We start from the raw sequence: 18,633 nt of genomic DNA, 5'->3' as shown, positions 1-18,633 counted from the left end.
TAGAGCCATCGTAGCGGCAGAGGCTTCTTCCAGTGTCTCGTATTTTTTTACAGGCGCTTCTTTGCCCAAAAATTCAGACCATGAGATGACGCTGCCATAGTGACTATTTGGGTGTGATGGGAGCCTTGGGTCTTCCTTGTAATGCTGTTTGTATGAGCTAAAAGTAGGCTCGATGCCAAGTTTATTGAATAGAGCCATCGTAGCGGCAGAGGCTTCTTCCAGTGTCTCGTATTTTTTTACAGGCGCTTCTTTGCCCAAAAATTCAGGCCATGAGGTGAAGCTGTCATAGTGAATATTTGGGTTTGATGGGAGCCTTGGGTCTTCCTTGTAATGCTTTTTGTATGAGCTAGAAGTAGGCTCGATGCCAAGTTTATTGAATAGAGCCATCGCAGCGGCAGAGGCTTCTTCCAGTGTTTTATATTTTTTACTCATACTGACTCCTTGAGTGCCAGAAGCCTAGCTTTGTTTGGCGATAATTCTTCTTGTTTCATTTCTAGTAACTTGGTTTTTTCTGCTGTTGAGGCGCATGCTTTTCTTTCAGCCTCAATCATTGCTGCTTGAATCTCTTCATGTGTTTTGTGACCGTAGGGATCTTGGGACTTGATGCTCTTGTGATGCATCATGGTCATGATGGATAGCTGATCTAAACCAAGGTCTTCCAGCTCGGCCTTAAACAGATGGCGGAGGCCATGAGGCGTAGTACCTTCACTCTTCCTACTTACTAGCCCAACCTTTTCCACAGCCCGTTTAAGGCCGTCTTGCATTGCTTTGTAGGATAATGGTTTTCCATTCTTGAGATTGGAAAAAGCAAAGGGGTGAGATTGATTTCTAGGAGCTTGATATTTCAAATACAGCTGCCAGTAAATCATGAATATTTCAGCTGCTTGCGCATTATTGAAGTACGCAACCATGTAAAATTGACCATTGATTAAAACAGGGTTTTTCCAACCTGTGTATAGACATTTTGGAGAGCTTTTGTCGTCTCGTGGCAGCATTGCGTACTCAGCTTTTAAGTACTCAATTCTGGTCGCAGTTGGCTTGTTGTATTTTTTACGCCATTCGTCTGGAGCAAGGCCTTTGTCTGGATGATGGACTTTGACTAAAGGTATTTTCTTATCTAGTTGTCTGTTGGTCAAAACAGGATCAACGGAGATATCACACACATATATATTAAGAGGCTCGGAAATTCTGAGCCCACAGAAGCGCATGAGCATAAAAGCCAGCACTTTTGCCAAATCTAGGCGCTTATGCACAGGATCGCCCTTTTTAGAACCACGGATAGTGAAGCCTTCCTCAATTACTTCCCACGTTTTATCTTTAGGGAACGTGTATGTCGCTTCTGTTGTTTGTGGCTCCTTGTGCCTTCCGACCGACCGCACATACTCCGCTTGTTCGTTAGCTTTTGAGTCATCAAAGGTATGTTTCAGAAAGGAGTTGTTCTTTCTGTGGTGATAAGCAGCTAGGTTCAGCATTTTTTCATATGGCGTTGCCTTACGGAGTGGGTTCAACAATGCTGATTCCTCACCCGTTTCATGAAACAGCCAATCCGAGTATGCCGTAATGTGTTTTATTAACTTGTTTGCTTGAGCTGCACTACGTGGGTGCCAACGTAGTCCCGTTGGATCTGAGCCATCGGCTAATATCGTTCCATAGCGAACCGCATCTGAAAATGCTTCAAACATCAATCTAGGGGAGGCAAATTTTCCTTGTGTTGTTTGCCAGTAGTTGAGGAGCAGAACCATGGCTTGAGCATTTTCTCTGTGCCACGTCTTCCCTCTGTGCTTTCTGCTGAGCTGATAGTGCAGGAAGGTTTCCAGTAGCGCACCGTTCAAACTGATCACTCGCAATGTAATTGTTCGTAATCCATCTAGCGAGACTTTTCTATCTCTGCAAATAACGGTGAATCTGTCCATCATAATGCACCCTAAAAATATTAAATATTATATTTATTGGGGGTATCTTATGGATATTGGCGGGTAAAGTAAATACTCTAAAAGGTCTTCTGAGAAGAAAAAGTGAGAAAAATCAACGAAAAATATTATATTTTATTAGGGGTATCTCTTATTGCGATTAAGATGATTTTCCCGAGTGCTGGCAGCATCACTGGACTGGCAGCAGGCGAGGAGCCCTTTATTGTTCCGATGGCCATTCCTATGATCGCAGGCCCTTCAGTGATTGCAGCCTTGCTTTTACTGTCTTCGCAACATCCAGAGAAAATGTTGGAAATGTCAGCATCAGTCGTAATTGCGTGGGGCGCAACATTTTTTATACTGATGTTTTATGGCTTCTTTAATCGCTTGTTGGGTGAACGTGGCTTGAAGGCGGTAGAACGCTTAATGGGCTTGTTACTGGTGATGATCTCCACTCAAATGTTCTTGGATGGTGTAAAAAGTTACATTGGGTGACGAACGAAACGCAGAAAAAAAGCCGCTCACAAGAGCGGCTTTTTCGTATCTGAGCGATTACATCATGTGTTTACGACGAATATCGAGTAGGGCAAAAATACCAAAAATCAGGATTGAATATTTTTCCCAACTGCTCATTTTTATTTTGTCGCCAAATGCACCAATGAAGATGGCCATTTGTAAACCGTGCATGATGAACAAAAAAGCGGTCATGATGTAAAGCGCAATCGCGGCATTGCCGGGAAAGGGCATAAAAATATTTAGGATTAATACTAACCAAACAAAGGCGATAGCCGCTTTGGCCAGCATAATTAGTGCTTTCATTTAAGTATCCTTTTAAATCGAGGCGTTATGCGGAGGTACGTTCGTACAGACGATAGCTCACTTGGCCTGCTGTTTTTTCTCGATGTAATTGCCAGTTTTCTGGTAAGTTGGCAATATTGAGTTCTTTTTCTGTTTCAATATAAATCATCGCATCTTCCGCGAGCCAGCCATTTTGTTCTAGCAGAGCCACGGTCTCATCCAATAAGCCTTTGCGAAACGGTGGGTCAATAAACACCACATGATGAGCAGAACCCGGTTGCTTCAAAAAACTCAGTGCGTCGGTATTTACCACTTGGATGTTGTTCGCGTTAAGAGAGGCAACATTCTTTTGTAACTGTTGGAAAGCTTGTGGGTTTAGCTCAACCATGGTCACTTGCTCTGCTTGGCGCGAAGCTGACTCAAATCCCAAGCCGCCAGAGCCAGCAAACAAGTCGAGACATTTTGCCTGTGGTACATCTTGAGCTAACCAGTTAAACAGCGTTTCTTTGACGCGATCGGTCGTGGGGCGTAAGCCTTCAGCATCGTGTACAGGAAGTTTTCTGCCTCTCCATAAGCCACTAATAATGCGAACAAAGCCCGTTGTTGGCTTTTTTTGTGATGAGTTTTGCTGGCGACGTCTTACCATAGATTTTTTGACCGCTAATAAAGTGATACTATATCTAATCGCCCAAGCAATGAGCTTGGAGCTTGGATACAGCCCAGAATATTCAAGATGACAGAGTGTAACACTAATAAGATTAGAATTACCTAATCGGAAAGTTTTCAGAACTTTGTCATTAGCCTTTTTTAGACAGATAATAATCTTGTCAAAAAAGAGTCATTAATAGATAAAAGAACAATCTAGGATAGCCCCAGATGACGGAAAAAAAGAAGCGCGGATTACTTTCGTGGCTAGGTTTTGGTGACGAAGAACAAAGCCCAAAACCAAAAACTGAAGAAACAGTAAAAGAAGAAGCAGTGGAAGCGCCTTCTGAAGAGCAGCAAACCGAAGCGGTTGCTGAGCAAGCGGAAGCTACGCCAGAACTTGAAGAAGAAGCGAAACAATCAGAGGCTGCCCCAGCAGAAGCAGAAGCAGAAGCAGAAGCAGAAGCAGAAGCAGAAGCAGAGGAGCCAGAAGTCGTATCGGCCGCGCCTCGTGTTCAAGAACAAGAAAAGCCAACAGAAAGCTTTTTTGCTCGTCTTAAACGCAGCCTAAGCCGAACAAAAGCAAATATTGGTGCTGGCTTCTTCGGTCTATTCAGTGGTAAGAAAATCGATGAGGACTTATTTGAAGAGCTAGAAGAGCAACTGCTTATTGCTGATGTGGGCATGAATACCACAACAAAAATCATCAACAACCTGACAGAAAAAGCCACACGTGGCGATCTGAAAGACGGCGAAGCCCTTTATGGTTTGTTGAAAGAAGAAATGGCTGAGATTCTTTCTAAAGTCGAACAGCCACTAGAAATCGATAGCAACAAAACGCCTTACGTCATCTTGATGGTAGGTGTAAATGGCGTGGGTAAAACCACGACCATCGGTAAGCTAGCGAAGCAGTTCCAAACTCAAGGCAAAAAAGTGATGCTTGCAGCGGGCGATACTTTCCGTGCCGCAGCGGTTGAGCAGCTACAAGTGTGGGGTGAACGTAATAATGTTCCTGTGATTGCTCAACATACTGGCGCAGACAGTGCCTCTGTTATCTATGATGCGATTGAAGCGGCAAAAGCACGTGGTGTGGATGTGGTGATTGCTGATACAGCAGGTCGTCTACAGAACAAAGCGAACCTAATGGAAGAGCTGCGTAAGATTGTACGTGTGATGAAGAAAATTGATGACTCTGCACCACATGAGATCATGCTAACGCTTGACGCAGGTACAGGACAAAATGCCATTAGCCAAGCGAAACTTTTCAGTGATGTTGCCCCTCTAACCGGGATTACTTTGACTAAGCTGGATGGTACAGCCAAGGGCGGCGTAATTTTCGCTATTGCTGATCAGTTCGGTATTCCAATTCGTTACATTGGTGTGGGTGAAGGTATCGAAGACTTGCGTCCATTTGAAACTCAAGAGTTTATTGACGCACTGTTTAGTCGTGAAGAATAAAAAGAGTTAGAGGAAATCAACGGTGATCAAATTTCAGCAAGTAAGCAAAGCTTACCGAGGTGGTCGACAAGCACTGCAAAAAGTCGATTTTCACCTGAGGCGCGGTGAAATGGCGTTTTTAGGCGGACATTCCGGGGCTGGTAAAAGTACCTTGCTGAAATTGATCTGCGCGATAGAGCGACCAACCGATGGCAAAATCCATTTTAATGGCCACGACATCACGCGTATTCCAGGCAAAGACATCCCTTTTTTGCGCCGCAATATTGGGATTGTTTTTCAAGATCATCGCCTATTGATGGATCGCAGTGTGTACGACAATGTCGCTCTGCCAATGCGTATCGAATCGATTTCTGAAAACGAAATCAAACGCCGTGTTTCTGCGGCGTTAGATAAAACGGGCTTACTCGATAAAGCTCGTTGTCTACCTAGTCAACTTTCTGGTGGTGAACAACAGCGCGTCGGTATTGCCCGTGCTGTGGTTAATCGACCAACGTTGCTGGTGGCTGATGAGCCTACGGGTAACCTTGACCCAGAATTATCCAACCGTGTGTTGCGTCTATTTGAAGAATTTAACCGTGCGGGCGTGACTATCCTACTTGCCACGCACGATGTGGGGTTAGTAAACACTCGCCCACAGTATCGTCATTTTGAATTGAACCAAGGCTTCCTAAGTGAGGTAGAAGACTATGGCAGGTAACAAGCACTCCCAAAAGAAGGGGAAAGGCCGCAGTGCCAAGCGTGCGAATACCGATGGTTTTTTCTCTGTCCACGCAAAACAAGCTAAATCCTCTTTTAGCGCCTTATGGCAACGACCACTAGGCAACATTCTGACCTTAGCGGTCATCTCCATGGCACTTGCCATGCCAGCTTGTTTGTATCTATTGGGGAAAAACGTTGCGGGGGCAGCGGAAGATGTCGCTTCTCCTTCACAAGTTAGTGCTTACTTAGTTGAAGGCATGCCGGATGCACGAGTGATGGTTCTCAAAGATCAAATTGAAACTTGGCCTTTGGTAAAAGAGGTAGAATATATTTCACCGCAACAAGGTCTATCTGATTTAAGCCAATATGCAGGGTTCGACCAAGCTATCAGTCTTTTAAGTGGCTATGCGCTTCCTGGAGTGTTGGTGATTACGCCAGATTCGGAGCTAAAAAGTGATATTCAGTCATTAGCCAAAGACGTTCGAGAGCAACAAGATGTGACCGACGTGAGACTTGACGAAGACTGGCTGGCGCGTCTTGATGCCATCAAAACTCTCGCGAGTATTATTGTCATTACCCTGACAGTGCTGATGCTCGGTGCGGTATTTTTAATCGTTGGCAATACATTGCGATTTAATGTGTTGGCGAATAAAGAAGAGATTCAAACCATGAAACTGATCGGTGCGACGGACAGTTTCATTCTGCGCCCTTACTTGTACACAGGCATGTGGTTTGGCGTGTTAGGTGCCACTATTGCGTGGTTGGTAACGGCTTTAGTGACCATTGTCATGAATAGTGCGGTGGAAGACCTTGCTGCGTTGTACGATAGCCAGTTCCGCCTGATTGGTCTAAATTGGGATGAATCTTTGTTATTAATCATCATTGGGAGTCTTTTGGGATGTATTGCGGCGCGTTTTTCTGCGCAACGACATTTAAAAGAAATTGAACCAGTTTAAGTGATGGCGGTCTTATTACTTGGATTTCATTAGCACTAGCTAATTTTGAACCCTTGCTTAGACCAAATGTTTATGGATAATTGCTTCCCCTTCTTGAAACTTGTTCATTTTGAGTTCAAGATATCGAAGCTAAATTGCAATGTAATGCTCCAGATCAGAGATTGATGAGGAATTGAATGACAAAAGAAGCGTATCCGATGGCTCTAGTCACGCAAGATAGCCTTGATAGCTATATTCGCTCAGTAAACAGCTACCCAATGCTGACTGCAGACGAAGAGCGTGAGCTGGCAGAACGATTACACTATAAAGGTGAGATTGAGGCTGCAAAAGGTCTAATTCTTTCGCACCTACGATTCGTTGTTCACGTTGCTCGTGGTTACTCTGGCTACGGTTTGCCAATGGCGGATCTTGTGCAAGAGGGTAACATCGGTCTAATGAAAGCCGTTAAGCGTTTTAACCCAGAAGTAGGGGTTCGCTTGGTTTCTTTTGCTGTCCACTGGATCAAAGCAGAGATCCACGAATACGTGCTACGTAACTGGCGTATCGTGAAAATTGCGACCACTAAAGCGCAACGTAAATTGTTCTTCAACCTGCGTAAGTCGAAAAAGCGCTTGGGTTGGTTTAACAACGGTGAAGTGGAAACCGTTGCGCGCGAGTTAGGTGTTGAGCCTTCTGAAGTTCGCGAGATGGAATCACGCTTAGCGGCGGTGGATTCAACCTTTGATATGCCAACTGATGAAGACGACAGTTCAAACGCTTACACAGCGCCGATGCTATACCTAGAAGACAAATCGTCTGATGTGGCCGACAACATTGAAGCCGCCAACTGGGAAATGCACACCAACAATCGCTTGGGTCATGCATTAGCGAGTTTGGATGAGCGTAGTCAGCGCATCGTGCGTTCTCGTTGGTTAGATGATGAGAAAGCAACATTGCAAGACTTAGCTGATGAGTTCGGTGTTTCCGCCGAGCGTATTCGCCAGCTAGAAAAAAATGCAATGAAGAAACTAAAATTGGCCGTGGGTGAATTTTAATTTCCACTGCTAATTGAAAGTAAGATTTTCATAGAAGGCCGAGATCATGTGATCTCGGCTTTTTTATTGTCGATCGAAAATCGATAGCGTTTGCGATCCGGATTTTATGTGCTACCTGTGTATAACTCTGTGAAGTAATTATTTATCAACTGTTCGAAACCCGGACAAAATAAGGGATTCAAGCACTTTTCCATCTGGGGATAGTTATAGATATACACACAGTTAGATCAGGATCATCACTACATATTGTGGATCAAAAGATCCAAATACACTTTATCAACGCAATTCACAGCTTTATCCACAAATGGTTGGAATGTGTACACTTTTGAAAGCCCTGATTATCCATGTGTCTAAGTTTGCCGTTGGATAGGTTACAATAGCGGCAGTATACCCAAGCAGCTTCAAATATGGATTTTATGCTGTACCACGGGTGCTGATTAGTACGTTAGGTTCGAGGTTGCTTGGGTATATTAATAAGACAATGAGAAAGTAAATGGATCAGTTTAAGCATATCGATGTACAAGGTGCGCAAGCGCTGCTCGAGCAGGGTGATGCGAAGCTTGTAGATATCCGTGACCCTCAATCGTTTGCCGTTGCGCATGCGGAGTCCGCGTATCACTTAACTAACGATACGATCGTTGCGTTTATGGATGAAGTGGAGTTCGAACAACCTATTCTAGTGATGTGTTACCACGGTATTAGTAGCCAAGGTGCGGCGCAATATTTGGTTAACCAAGGCTTTGAACAGGTGTACAGTGTAGATGGTGGCTTTGAAGCCTGGCATCGAGCAGAACTACCGATAGTGAGAAGTTAATGAAGAGATTGGTAACGTTAAATAATCCACGTATGGCGCAAGCCTTTATTGATTATATGGCCTCTCGCCAAATTGACATCGAAATGATGCCTGAAGGGGATGGGCAATTTGCGCTGTGGCTGACTGATAGCCAGCATGAAATAGAAGCGGAAGCCGAACTTAAGCTGTTCCTTGCTAACCCGTCTGATTCAAAATACAGCGCCGCCTCGTGGGACGTTGCCGATACTCGTAAGAGCACATTTCATTATTCCAGCCCGAGTATCATAAGCATGGTCAAAGCGAAAGCTGGCCCCATGACTTTGCTGATCATGACAGTCTGTATCATCATCTACTTGTTACAAATGTTTGGCTTTGGCAATGGCGTGTTTAAGTTGTTGCACTTCCCGGCTTTTGAGGGGCAACAATGGCAAGTGTGGCGATGGCTAAGTCATGCGTTACTGCACTTTTCAGTAACTCACATCGTGTTTAACTTACTATGGTGGTGGCAGTTGGGGGGCGACATCGAACGTCGTCTCGGTTCCGGTAAGCTATTGCAACTCTTTGTGGTGTCGGCAGCGCTTTCAGGGGCAGGCCAGTTCTATGTTGAAGGGGCTAACTTCGGTGGCTTGTCTGGCGTGGTCTATGCACTGCTTGGTTATTTGTGGATATTGGGTTACCGCTTGCCACATTTAGGCCTTACACTACCCAAGCCAATTATCGTCTTTATGTTGGTATGGTTAGTTCTTGGTTTTGTACAGCCATTTATGGCGATTGCAAACACCGCTCACTTAGTTGGGCTACTGTCGGGGATGGCGATTGCGCTGTTTGATTCAGGCAAGATGAAATACCAACAGCAAGCCTAAAGCAGATGAAATGAAAAGACCGCTCAAGAGCGGTCTTTTTTATGTTCAAAACGGATTTGGGTTTATTGATAAAGGTATTTTGTAAACAACAAATCGGCAATGATGGTTTTACCTGTTTCAGGCAAAAGCGTTTCGTTGAGGGTCGTCACTAAGGTTTTGCGCAGATCTTCTCGGCCAGACAGGGACTTAATCGTATCTTCTGTTTGCTTACCCAATAATTCAATCACTGCATCGCGAATCAAAGGTTGGTGATGCTCAACAACTGATAAATCTTGTTGACTCATTACCATGATGTCGATGCGCACTTGCACATAACCTAACTTTTTGCCTTTGGTGTAAAAGTTAGTAGTGAGGTCAGGCTCTAGGGTAAAGTATGCCAACTTAGGTCCAGCTTCTTCCGTTTCAGCCCAACTTGGTGCGGCGAATAGTATGGTTAACGCAAAAATAATTTGGGCTATATAACGTTTGTACATATTTCTAACTTTTCTTTCTCTGGATCGCGATATTCGAATCGCTTCAGTCTTGATACAATGGGCCGTCTATAACAAATAACGGAACTTACGGTTACATACATTACTATGGACGGTAAGTTGTTGCTTTATTGTACGCATAAAGCCTCCAATTGAATACTAGTATGAATCAGCCAACATCACTCTATCTTGCTTCTTTATTGGAAGTAGAGTGGCAAAACCCCGAAGAATTCGAATTTCCAAATGAATTTGCCAAGCATTGGCTTGAAGAGCAAGGGTCTTTGTCACGTCGTTTAAAACAGCACTGCCAAGCGTTAACGGTAGAATTGCTACAAAATCAGATCGTCACTGCAGCGACATTAAAACAGGACGAAAGCCAGTTATTGTCCGAACAAGATTGCTTACTGAGAGAGGTAATTTTGTGCGGTGACAATAATAACTGGGTTATTGGGCGGACATTGATTCCTCGTTCAACCTTAGTTGATCAGCAGTATGATTTGGCTCAACAAGGGGATATCCCATTAGGACTAACTGTGTTTAGCGCAGATAACGTTGAGCGGGACTCTTTGCAAATGGGATGGGTAGCCGTACCAGAAGGACGTTTGTTAGCACGACGCTCAAGGTTGTGGATGAATCACAAACCGATGCTAGTCGCCGAGTTATTCTTATCTAATTCACCAGTTTACGCTAAGGAGACAGTGTAAATGTCCGCAGAAAAAGCCAAAGCATATTGGCAACTGATGCGCATGGATCGCCCGATTGGTTCACTGTTACTGATGTGGCCAACGATTTGGGCGCTAATTATCTCAGCCCAAGGGATGCCAAGTTGGGATGTATTCATCGTGTTTGTATTGGGTGTTTTCCTAATGCGTAGTGCGGGGTGCGTGATTAATGATTTTGCAGATCGCAAAGTCGACGGCCATGTAAAGCGTACTAAGCAACGTCCACTGCCATCAGGGAAAGTGACAGCAAAAGAAGCGATTGGATTATTTTTGGTTTTGGGTATCAGCTCGTTTTTGTTAGTGCTGACCATGAACCCGCTGACGATTCAGCTATCCTTCGCTGGTATTGTGTTGGCGTTCATCTATCCATTTATGAAGCGTTACACTCATATTCCACAGCTATTTTTAGGCTTGGCTTTTAGCTGGGCGATTCCAATGGCGTGGGCTGCACAAACTGGGGAATTACCATTGATTGTTTGGTTTTTGTTCCTCATTAACGCTTTGTGGACCATTGCGTACGACACTCAATATGCGATGGTAGACCGAGATGATGATCTAAAGATTGGCATTAAATCGACGGCAATTCTGTTTGGTCGTCATGACAAGCTTATTATTGGTGTGTTGCAACTGATTACACTCGCGATGTTGGTTTGGTTAGGGCAGTTCTACCAATTGGGACAAAGTTACTACTGGACCCTTTTGATTGCAGCGTCGTTGTTTGTTTATCAGCAGCACTTAATTCGTCACCGTGAGCGTGAGTTGTGCTTTAAGGCTTTCCTTAACAACAATTATGTTGGCATGGTGATAGCGATAGGGTTACTGGTCGCATTTTGGTAAGCGAAGAAATAGAAAAAGGCATCCGATTGGATGCCTTTTTTCTTATTGGACGAAGGTAAAACGGTTACGACCGAAGTTGGTGAATACTCTCTTCGATCGTCAGTTTCACTTCTGGATAAAGCAGAGTGAACAGTAGCCGTGCAAATTGCTGCGTTTTCTTCGTGTCACAGTTACCATCGTTATCGAGGTATTTTTGCTGTTTGAGCGTATTGAACATCGCGGTAAACACACCTTTATCGAAGAATTCTGGCGCATTAATACCGTGCAAACGCCCTAGGCGCTGAGCAATATCTTGGCTCTTCTGCTCTAGGTCCGATTTACCCAGCTCAGGGTAAGCAACAAGCAAGTTCATCGCGATAGAGTAGCGTTGCAGCGTTTCAGTTATCGTACGACCTAGCAGAACCAAAGGCTGGTTGTTCGATTGATTGATCTCTAGCTTATCACCATCAAGACTAATCATTTTCTGATCGGCAAATTCATGCAGTGTTTTAACGACCAATTCATCTAACTCGTCTTCCTGGTAACTTAAGAACAGCTCTTTCTTCAAGAATGGGTAGATTTGCGCGACATTCGCTTGAATCTTGGCTACCGAAAGGTTGCGCTGACGAATGAGCATTTGGGCAATTAATGACGGCAGAGCGAACAAGTGAATGATGTTGTTGCGATAGTAAGTCATCAGGATCGATTGGCTACGGTCCAGCGAAATGATGTCACCCATGCTATCGGTTTCAATCACGAACTTATCAAGCGAAATTGCATGATCGACCAACTCCTCAGCACTTTCGGTAGGGATAGTGGAGGTGCTTGAGTACGGATTATTTTTGAGTAGCTTTAAGTAACACTCGATCTGATTGATCAGCGAGTCACGAGAAAGTGCACGTTGACGAGAAGCAAGCAGTGCGGTTGCACACAAGGTCAACGCGTTTGCTGCCGCCGCATCATTGATGTGCGTCATCATCTTATTAGCAAGGTCGTTGACCACAGGATTCATCCATTGTGGTTTGTTACCACCCATGCTGTCGATGTCTTTCGTCCACTCAGGAGCATGCTCGTTCAAGTATTGGTTGAGCTGAATTGGCTCACCGAAGTTCACATAGCCCAAACCAAAGTTACGCAGTTTACGCAGAGTACGCAGTACAAGCCCTGCGTTTTCTTTCTCTTTGCGTTTGCCACGCAGCTCTTTCGCGTAAGTGCCCACTTCCATTACGTGCTCGTAACCGATGTAGACCGGCACTAGTGTTACTGGGCGGTTTAGACCACGTAGCATTGCTTGGATGGTCATAGCCAGCATACCCGTTTTCGCTTGCAGTAAGCGACCTGTACGTGAACGACCACCCTCACTGAAGTACTCGACTGAATAGCCTTTGGCAAACAGCTCAGCTAGATACTCACGGAAAATGGTTGAGTACAGTTTGTTGCCTTTAAAACTACGACGAATAAAGAACGCCCCACCACGACGGAAAAGAGGACCGGCCGGGAAGAAGTTCAAGTTAATGCCTGCCGCAATGTGCGGAGGTACCATGCCTTCATGGTATAAAACATAAGACAAAAGCAGGTAGTCCATGTGACTACGGTGACAAGGAACGTACACAATTTCGTGGCCGTCTTGCGCTAAACGACGCACAGTCGAGGCGTTATTGATGTGCAAACCTTGGTATAGTTTTGTCCATAACCAACTCAGGATGCGGTCGCCGTTTTTCACCAGACTATAGGAGAAGTCGGCAGCGATTTCATCCATGATGTCGTGGGCTTCTTTACGTGCCTTATCAATCGAGATGTTTTTGCTCTTGGCTTCGTCAGCAATCGCCAGTTCAATAGCTGGAGATTTTAGTAAACGAGCAAACAACACTTGTCGTTGTGGCAGGTTTGGGCCTGAAGCAGCCAGTTTCTGGCGTGAGAAGTGGATACGCGCCACGCGAGCCAGTTTGTGCGCAATTGCGCTGTCGGTACCGTGAGAGTCTGCCATATAACGCAGAGATACCACGGGACTAAAGCGAACTAAGCAGTCGCGTCCCGCCGCCATTACTGCTTTGGCTTTTTGCGGACCATTCATCGGTTGAAGGTAAGGCTTTTGGTTCTCTTCTTTACCTGGCTTACGACCCCAAAGCACGGTTGCAGGGATCATTTGAACATCCAACTCACTATCCAGCTTGTGCAGTTCCAGTAAGTCAGTGAACAGAGAAACAGAATCGGTTGGGACATCATTATCGTTGTTCATCACAGTTGGACGCGCAGCGATAAAGACGAAACGGTTCAGCGTTTTGCCATTGATTTCCAGCGGGCTGAGCGGGTCGGGTAGACCAAGGCTCATGGCTTGTTTTTGCAGTGTCAGCAAATCCACGTTCGAGCGGAACGGCAGGGCATATACAATCGGTTTAGTTAGGTCGATGTTCAGATCTTCAATCGGGTTCGACGGGATTGTGGTGCCCTTTACCAGTACCGATAAAGGTAGTTTTAGTAATGAACGTGAAAATGATTGTCCAGAAGACATAAAGTTCACAGCCTCAATAGGTATTCAAACAGGCCTAACCTTATTTCAGTTTCCGCTTTGCATGTCTTCTCTATAAAAAGAGATGAGTACGGCAATAGAAATAAGCCTAGGCGATAAAATTTAAGCGCTGCAAGGATACCAGAAACTGGTCAAACCTTTTAATTTTATTGGCTGTAAATTAGTCGAACCCCTAAGTTATTGCTTTGACTTGATTAACTGAAAAGTCGGTGTTTTAAACGAATAAAGAATGAACTTAATCGGTAAGCTGAAAGCTCTCCACAAATAAATTAAAAAACAACCAATTGGGTTTTCATTTGAGCATTTACTGGATATACTCACAGTTAACTGTATAAAAAGACAGGTGAGACATGAAGCCGTTAACGCCACGCCAACAACAAGTCTTCGATTTGATTAAAAGTAAAATCGATGACACCGGAATGCCACCAACTCGTGCAGAGATTGCGCGTGAGCTTGGCTTCCGCTCTGCGAATGCCGCAGAGGAACACCTAAAAGCGCTTGCTCGTAAGCAAGCAATTGAAATTATTCCAGGCGCTTCTCGTGGGATTCGTATCCTGCTTGAAGACGCAGCCAATGATGAGCAGGGTTTGCCATTGATTGGTCAAGTTGCAGCGGGTGAGCCAATTCTGGCTCAAGAGCACGTAGAGGCGCACTACCAAGTCGATCCTGCGATGTTCAAACCGCAAGCGGATTTCTTACTTCGTGTAAATGGCGAGAGTATGAAAGACATCGGGATTATGGATGGCGATCTGCTCGCGGTGCATAAAACCCAAGACGTGAGAGACGGTCAAGTTGTCGTTGCGCGTGTTGATGATGATGTGACTGTGAAGCGTTTGGAGCGCAAAGGTTCAACCATATTACTGCATGCTGAGAATGAAGAGTTTGCCCCAATCCAAGTGGACTTAACGTCTCAGCACCTTACGATTGAAGGCTTAGCCGTTGGTATTATTCGTAATACCGATTGGATGTAAGTGTATTTAAGCAGCCCAGTTGATCTGGGCTGTTTTGTCTTTTCTCTTTTTCTACTTCCTCCAAAAGCTTGCTCATCATCTTGACATTGTTTGTTTTGACCAATTTATAAGCTTGATAATGTAATTGATATTCATTATCATCTTTATTAATGTCTATGTTTTCTCTCTGGCGCAGGAAATGCCCATGTCTCAGTCTAAACATCAAGTTCCTAACCATTTATTAAAGCCACTGTTATTGCGTAGCCGTGAAAGCATGGTCGACAATGGCTTGGTGTACGATCCGATAGCTGCTAAAGCGTGTTTGAGCTGTAAGATGGCGCCGGATTGTTTGAGTGGTGATATTGCGCAGAAGCAATTGCTGCACGTGACGCTGACTCAGCTTTGTGACCAGCAGGTTAGTCACTTCTTACAGCAGTATCCCGATGCTTGGATAATCAATGTCGGAGCGGGGTTGGATACCCGCTTTTATCGTTTGGATAATGGACGCTGCCATTGGATAGAGCTGGATGTGACGGAAAATTTGGTATGGCGTCAGCGCTTGTTCCACAAAAATGAACGCTATGAACATCGCTGTGGCAGTGTGGATGAAATGTCGTGGCTAGAGACGTTAGCCATTCCAGAGCAAGCACCAGTACTCATTTTATGTGAAATGGCACTGCTCGATTGCACAGAGCGCCAAGTCGCGAAATTTATTCAAACCTTGGGTCGACATTTTGTTTCTGCTGAACTGTGTATGGTGCTGGCAGGAGATTTAACGGAGACCAAGTGGGGGCAAAAGCTTGGCTCTGATCGTTATGCTCATGGCTTTGAAGCGCCTGCAGCACAGATATTGCAATGGTTACCATGGGCACAATGGGTGAAAGCTTTCTCGCCATTCGATAGATTCTGTTCTCGTTGGAAAGCTTGGCAGCGTTGGCTTAATAAGATTCCAATGTTGAAGCATCGCCTCACGCCAGTCCTCGTTCACATCAAGTGGTAATTGGCTAGTCGTTAAGCGCTCAGGTACACTCGTCGATCTTACTGATGAGGTGCCTGTGACAAATTTAATCTTCTCTCCTTTATCTAACCCAAAAGTTCATCGCCAAGTTTTAGCTTTAGCGATACCTATGGTGCTGTCGAATATTACTGTTCCATTGCTCGGTTTGGTCGATGCTGCGGTGATTGGTCATCTAGACCACGCTTGGTATTTGGGTGGTGTTGCGTTGGGCAGCACCATGATCAGCGTGACGTTTTGGCTGCTTGGTTTTTTGCGTATGTCGACTACTGGGTTGGCGGCGCAGTCCTATGGCGGTGAAGACCGAAAGCAACTTGCCTTGGTGTTTATGCAAGGCTCACTTATGGCGCTGCTGTTTGCGTTAGTCTTCCTTATTGCCCATAACCCGATTGCTGATTTGATCTTTGGCTGGAGTGACGCCAGCGCAGAGGTAAAACGCTACGGTATGCAATATTTCTCTATCCGTGTGTGGAGTGCCCCCGCTGCACTAATGAACTTTGTGTTGTTGGGATGGTTGCTCGGAACGCAAAATTCCAAAGCACCAATGTGGATGGTGATCATCACTAACGTGACTAATATTGTCCTCGATTTGTTGTTTGTTATCGGTTTGGAGTGGAAAGTAGAAGGCGCTGCGCTGGCATCGGTGATTGCTGACTACTCAGGTATGGGTTTTGGTCTCATGTGTGTCTGGAAAACCTGGCGAGAGAGGCAATTACCATCACCTCAAAAGTTGCTAGCCAGCACTCAACACGGTTTAGGGCGCTTCGTGAAATTGAATCGCGATATTTTCTTGCGCTCTTTGTGTCTGCAAGCGGCTTTTAGCTTTATGACGTTCCAAGGTGCGAGCTTTGGTGATGAGGTTGTCGCTGCAAATGCGGTTCTGATGAGCTTCCTGATGATTATCTCGTATGGCATGGATGGCTTTGCTTACGCAATCGAGGCCATGGTCGGGAAGGCGATTGGTGCCAAAGATAGGCAACAATTGAGTGCATCGCTTGTCGGCACTTTCTTTTGGAGTTTGGTTATTTGCTTAGGACTGACCGCGCTCTTTGGTTTGGCGGGATCGCAGTTGATCGCCATGATCACTTCAATTGAGGTGGTACAACAGCAAGCAGCGGTGTATCTACCTTGGCTGGTGGTGATGCCACTTGCGTCGATGTGGTGCTTTCTATTGGATGGCATTTTTGTCGGTGCAACCAAAGGCAAAGACATGCGCAATAGTATGTTTGTCGCGACCAGCAGTTTCTTCGTTGTCTTTTACTTATTCGCCGAGTGGGAAAATCACGCGCTGTGGTTTGCAATGATGAGCTTTATGTTGATGCGGGGTATTGGTTTAGGGGTTATCTTTCTCTACCAATGGCACAAGGATACCTTCCTAACACAATGTTGATATAAAAACAGCAGGTCCAAGCCTGCTGTTTTTCTGTCTGCTATCAAGAAGCATAGATTAGAACAAGCGGTTCAAACCATTCAACGCAGCGACACGATACGCTTCGGCCATTGTTGGATAGTTGAAGGTGGTATTGACGAAATACTCGATGGTATTCGCTGAGCCTTTTTGCTCCATAATGGCTTGACCGATGTGGATAATTTCCGCAGCACGTTCGCCAAAGCAGTGAATCCCTAAAATTTCTTTGGTTTCACGATGGAACAATATCTTCAAGCTGCCGATGTCTTTCCCTGCGATCTGTGCACGAGCTAGATGCTTGAACGAAGAGCGTCCTACTTCATACGGTACTTTCGCAGCTGTTAGCTCTTGCTCGGTTTTACCCACAGAGCTAATCTCTGGGATGGTGTAGATACCCGTTGGAATATCATCAATCAGGTAGTTTTCTGCCTGACCTTTCGTAATGGCTTGTGCGACAAATCGCCCTTGGTCATAAGCAGCGCTTGCAAGGCTAGGGTAACCGATGACATCGCCTACAGCGTAAATGTGTTCGATATCGGTTTGGTAGTTACGGTTTACTTTTAGTTGTCCGCGAGAGTCCGCTTCCAGACCCACTGCACCCAAATTCAACTTATCGGTGTTACCTGTTCGACCATTCGCATACAACAAGCAGTCTGCCTTCATCTTCTTGCCAGATTGTAGGTGAATAATCACGCCATCTTCTGTGCCTTCGATTTTTTCATAGGTCTCATCATTACGAATTACTACACCGCTGTTCCAGAAGTGGTAAGACAGCGCATCTGACACTTCGTTATCCAAAAACTCCAACAAGCGGTCGCGGGTATTGATAAGGTCGGTTTTCACTCCAAGGCCGCGGAAGATAGAAGCGTATTCACAACCGATAACGCCCGCACCGTAAATGATGATATGGCGAGGGTCGTGTTTCAGGCTCAAAATGGAATCACTGTCGTAGATGCGCTCATGCAAGAAATCTACGTCGTTAGGCTGATACGGGCGAGAACCCGTCGCGATGACAAACTTATCCGCAGAATAGATTTCTTCTGTACCGTCGCTTTGCATCACTGCAATTGAGTAGTTATCGATAAATCGCGCGGTTCCGAACAAAAGTGTGCATGAGTTACGGTCATAAAAGCCCTGACGAAGTCGAGTTTGCTTATCAATGACCGATTTAGCATGACCTAAAATGTCAGAAAATGTTGCATGAACGCTGGTGTTGTTTCGACAAAATAGCGGGTTGCTATTAAATTCGATGATGCGGCTAACGGCATGACGCAGTGCTTTTGATGGAATGGTACCCCAGTGAGTACAACCGCCGCCGACACTGCTTTCTTTCTCGACAATGGCAACATTCAGTCCCGCTTTGGTTAATCCCATTGCAGCCCCTTCTCCGCCAGGGCCACTACCGATTACGATCACGTCATAGTGATTAACATGCGCCATGATGCCTTCCTTGTTATATTTGCTTAACATTGCTTTAGCGCGATTTTAACTCATTTACTCTATTGGTACACGTAATGCCTGTTAGAGAGTGGAAGTGATCACGCAGAATCGACCAAAAGGGTGATT

The 18,633-nt window shown here is 45.2% G+C and carries 18 protein-coding genes and 1 pseudogene; 12 read left to right on the top strand and 7 right to left on the bottom strand.

Going from position 1 to position 18,633, the window contains the following annotated elements:
• Together R7F64_RS20885 and gmtY are read right to left on the bottom strand one after the other, a co-directional pair.
• Positions 1–432: integrase repeat-containing protein (locus R7F64_RS20885; RefSeq protein ID WP_318072055.1), on the bottom strand; the 432-nt coding region annotated here is incomplete at its 3' end.
• The gene (gene gmtY / locus R7F64_RS20880) at positions 429–1,916 is read right to left on the bottom strand and encodes a gamma-mobile-trio recombinase GmtY (protein ID WP_140274687.1); all 1,488 of its coding nucleotides are present in this window, start codon (positions 1,914–1,916) and stop codon (positions 429–431) included. The genes R7F64_RS20885 and gmtY, both read right to left, overlap by 4 nt.
• A 144-nt stretch (positions 1,917–2,060) precedes the next feature.
• Between gmtY and R7F64_RS20875 the strand changes: the two are divergent.
• Positions 2,061–2,405: pseudogene (locus R7F64_RS20875) on the top strand (MarC family protein); the annotation flags it as partial.
• 57 nt (positions 2,406–2,462) lie between these two features.
• On the opposite strand, the gene R7F64_RS20870 reads toward R7F64_RS20875, so the two are convergent.
• On the bottom strand, positions 2,463–2,729 hold the full coding sequence (locus R7F64_RS20870; RefSeq protein ID WP_005378704.1) for a DUF1145 domain-containing protein: 267 nt from the start codon (positions 2,727–2,729) through the stop codon (positions 2,463–2,465).
• Between the two features lie 25 nt (positions 2,730–2,754).
• Positions 2,755–3,354 carry a 16S rRNA (guanine(966)-N(2))-methyltransferase RsmD gene (rsmD, locus tag R7F64_RS20865; protein WP_151514318.1) on the bottom strand — a complete coding sequence of 200 codons (600 nt, stop codon included), beginning with the start codon at positions 3,352–3,354 and terminating at the stop codon, positions 2,755–2,757.
• A gap of 230 nt (positions 3,355–3,584) precedes the next feature.
• Between rsmD and ftsY the strand changes: the two genes are divergently transcribed.
• From ftsY to glpG, 6 genes are all read left to right on the top strand, one after another.
• Entirely contained in the window at positions 3,585–4,811 is a 1,227-nt protein-coding gene (ftsY, locus tag R7F64_RS20860; RefSeq protein WP_017821295.1) for a signal recognition particle-docking protein FtsY, read from the top strand.
• Positions 4,812–4,833: 22 nt separating this feature from the next.
• Positions 4,834–5,508: a cell division ATP-binding protein FtsE gene (gene ftsE / locus R7F64_RS20855; RefSeq protein WP_005378697.1), complete on the top strand. Its 675-nt coding sequence runs from the start codon at positions 4,834–4,836 to the stop codon at positions 5,506–5,508.
• Positions 5,498–6,466, top strand: coding sequence for a permease-like cell division protein FtsX (ftsX, locus tag R7F64_RS20850; protein ID WP_025768167.1), 969 nt, complete (start codon positions 5,498–5,500; stop codon positions 6,464–6,466). The genes ftsE and ftsX overlap by 11 nt, the downstream gene beginning before the upstream one ends.
• A gap of 176 nt (positions 6,467–6,642) precedes the next feature.
• Entirely contained in the window at positions 6,643–7,500 is an 858-nt protein-coding gene (rpoH, locus tag R7F64_RS20845) for an RNA polymerase sigma factor RpoH (protein ID WP_005378693.1), read from the top strand.
• 493 nt (positions 7,501–7,993) lie between these two features.
• Positions 7,994–8,314 (top strand): thiosulfate sulfurtransferase GlpE, encoded by a 321-nt coding sequence (gene glpE / locus R7F64_RS20840; protein ID WP_005378691.1) that lies wholly within the window; start codon positions 7,994–7,996, stop codon positions 8,312–8,314.
• Positions 8,314–9,156 (top strand): rhomboid family intramembrane serine protease GlpG, encoded by an 843-nt coding sequence (glpG, locus tag R7F64_RS20835; protein WP_031781355.1) that lies wholly within the window; start codon positions 8,314–8,316, stop codon positions 9,154–9,156. Before glpE ends, glpG begins: the two co-directional genes overlap by 1 nt.
• A gap of 62 nt (positions 9,157–9,218) precedes the next feature.
• Here the strand turns inward: glpG and R7F64_RS20830 are convergent, their stop codons facing one another.
• Positions 9,219–9,629 (bottom strand): flagellar basal body-associated protein FliL, encoded by a 411-nt coding sequence (locus tag R7F64_RS20830; RefSeq protein ID WP_005378687.1) that lies wholly within the window; start codon positions 9,627–9,629, stop codon positions 9,219–9,221.
• A gap of 161 nt (positions 9,630–9,790) precedes the next feature.
• Between R7F64_RS20830 and R7F64_RS20825 the strand changes: the two genes are divergently transcribed.
• Positions 9,791–10,330, top strand: coding sequence for a chorismate lyase (locus R7F64_RS20825; RefSeq protein ID WP_005378686.1), 540 nt, complete (start codon positions 9,791–9,793; stop codon positions 10,328–10,330).
• A complete protein-coding gene (gene ubiA, locus R7F64_RS20820; RefSeq protein ID WP_005378684.1) occupies positions 10,331–11,185 on the top strand; it encodes a 4-hydroxybenzoate octaprenyltransferase in 855 nt (284 codons plus the stop codon).
• 64 nt (positions 11,186–11,249) lie between these two features.
• On the opposite strand, the gene plsB is transcribed toward ubiA, so the two are convergent.
• The gene (plsB, locus tag R7F64_RS20815; RefSeq protein WP_053307422.1) at positions 11,250–13,676 is read right to left on the bottom strand and encodes a glycerol-3-phosphate 1-O-acyltransferase PlsB; all 2,427 of its coding nucleotides are present in this window, start codon (positions 13,674–13,676) and stop codon (positions 11,250–11,252) included.
• A 368-nt stretch (positions 13,677–14,044) separates the two neighbouring features.
• On the opposite strand from plsB, the gene lexA reads away from it, so the two are divergent.
• From lexA to dinF, 3 genes are all read left to right on the top strand, one after another.
• A complete protein-coding gene (gene lexA, locus R7F64_RS20810; RefSeq protein ID WP_005378682.1) occupies positions 14,045–14,665 on the top strand; it encodes a transcriptional repressor LexA in 621 nt (206 codons plus the stop codon).
• 184 nt (positions 14,666–14,849) lie between these two features.
• Positions 14,850–15,644: a class I SAM-dependent methyltransferase gene (locus R7F64_RS20805; RefSeq protein ID WP_005378679.1), complete on the top strand. Its 795-nt coding sequence runs from the start codon at positions 14,850–14,852 to the stop codon at positions 15,642–15,644.
• A gap of 55 nt (positions 15,645–15,699) precedes the next feature.
• Complete coding sequence (gene dinF / locus R7F64_RS20800) at positions 15,700–17,049, top strand: MATE family efflux transporter DinF (protein ID WP_318072054.1); 1,350 nt, start codon at positions 15,700–15,702, stop codon at positions 17,047–17,049.
• A 57-nt stretch (positions 17,050–17,106) separates the two neighbouring features.
• Here dinF and sthA read toward each other — a convergent pair whose 3' ends face one another.
• Positions 17,107–18,537 carry a Si-specific NAD(P)(+) transhydrogenase gene (gene sthA / locus R7F64_RS20795; RefSeq protein ID WP_005389689.1) on the bottom strand — a complete coding sequence of 477 codons (1,431 nt, stop codon included), beginning with the start codon at positions 18,535–18,537 and terminating at the stop codon, positions 17,107–17,109.
• Between the last annotated feature and the right edge of the window lie 96 nt (positions 18,538–18,633).

This window comes from Vibrio sp. Vb1980 (assembly GCF_033338615.1).
GTDB classification, from domain to species: Bacteria; Pseudomonadota; Gammaproteobacteria; order Enterobacterales; family Vibrionaceae; genus Vibrio; species Vibrio alginolyticus.
This window is presented reverse-complemented; position numbering and strand designations above follow the sequence as displayed.

Bases quoted from the DNA above. Each gene is read 5' to 3' on its own strand.
- gmtY (WP_140274687.1), bottom strand. From the start codon at position 1,916: ATGATGGACAGATTCACCGTTATTTGCAGAGATAGAAAAGTCTCGCTA.
- R7F64_RS20870 (WP_005378704.1), bottom strand. From the start codon at position 2,729: ATGAAAGCACTAATTATGCTGGCCAAAGCGGCTATCGCCTTTGTTTGG.
- rsmD (WP_151514318.1), bottom strand. From the start codon at position 3,354: ATGGTAAGACGTCGCCAGCAAAACTCATCACAAAAAAAGCCAACAACG.
- ftsY (WP_017821295.1), top strand. From the start codon at position 3,585: ATGACGGAAAAAAAGAAGCGCGGATTACTTTCGTGGCTAGGTTTTGGT.
- ftsX (WP_025768167.1), top strand. From the start codon at position 5,498: ATGGCAGGTAACAAGCACTCCCAAAAGAAGGGGAAAGGCCGCAGTGCC.
- rpoH (WP_005378693.1), top strand. From the start codon at position 6,643: ATGACAAAAGAAGCGTATCCGATGGCTCTAGTCACGCAAGATAGCCTT.
- glpE (WP_005378691.1), top strand. From the start codon at position 7,994: ATGGATCAGTTTAAGCATATCGATGTACAAGGTGCGCAAGCGCTGCTC.
- glpG (WP_031781355.1), top strand. From the start codon at position 8,314: ATGAAGAGATTGGTAACGTTAAATAATCCACGTATGGCGCAAGCCTTT.
- R7F64_RS20830 (WP_005378687.1), bottom strand. From the start codon at position 9,629: ATGTACAAACGTTATATAGCCCAAATTATTTTTGCGTTAACCATACTA.
- R7F64_RS20825 (WP_005378686.1), top strand. From the start codon at position 9,791: ATGAATCAGCCAACATCACTCTATCTTGCTTCTTTATTGGAAGTAGAG.
- ubiA (WP_005378684.1), top strand. From the start codon at position 10,331: ATGTCCGCAGAAAAAGCCAAAGCATATTGGCAACTGATGCGCATGGAT.
- plsB (WP_053307422.1), bottom strand. From the start codon at position 13,676: ATGTCTTCTGGACAATCATTTTCACGTTCATTACTAAAACTACCTTTA.
- lexA (WP_005378682.1), top strand. From the start codon at position 14,045: ATGAAGCCGTTAACGCCACGCCAACAACAAGTCTTCGATTTGATTAAA.
- R7F64_RS20805 (WP_005378679.1), top strand. From the start codon at position 14,850: ATGTCTCAGTCTAAACATCAAGTTCCTAACCATTTATTAAAGCCACTG.
- sthA (WP_005389689.1), bottom strand. From the start codon at position 18,537: ATGTTAAGCAAATATAACAAGGAAGGCATCATGGCGCATGTTAATCAC.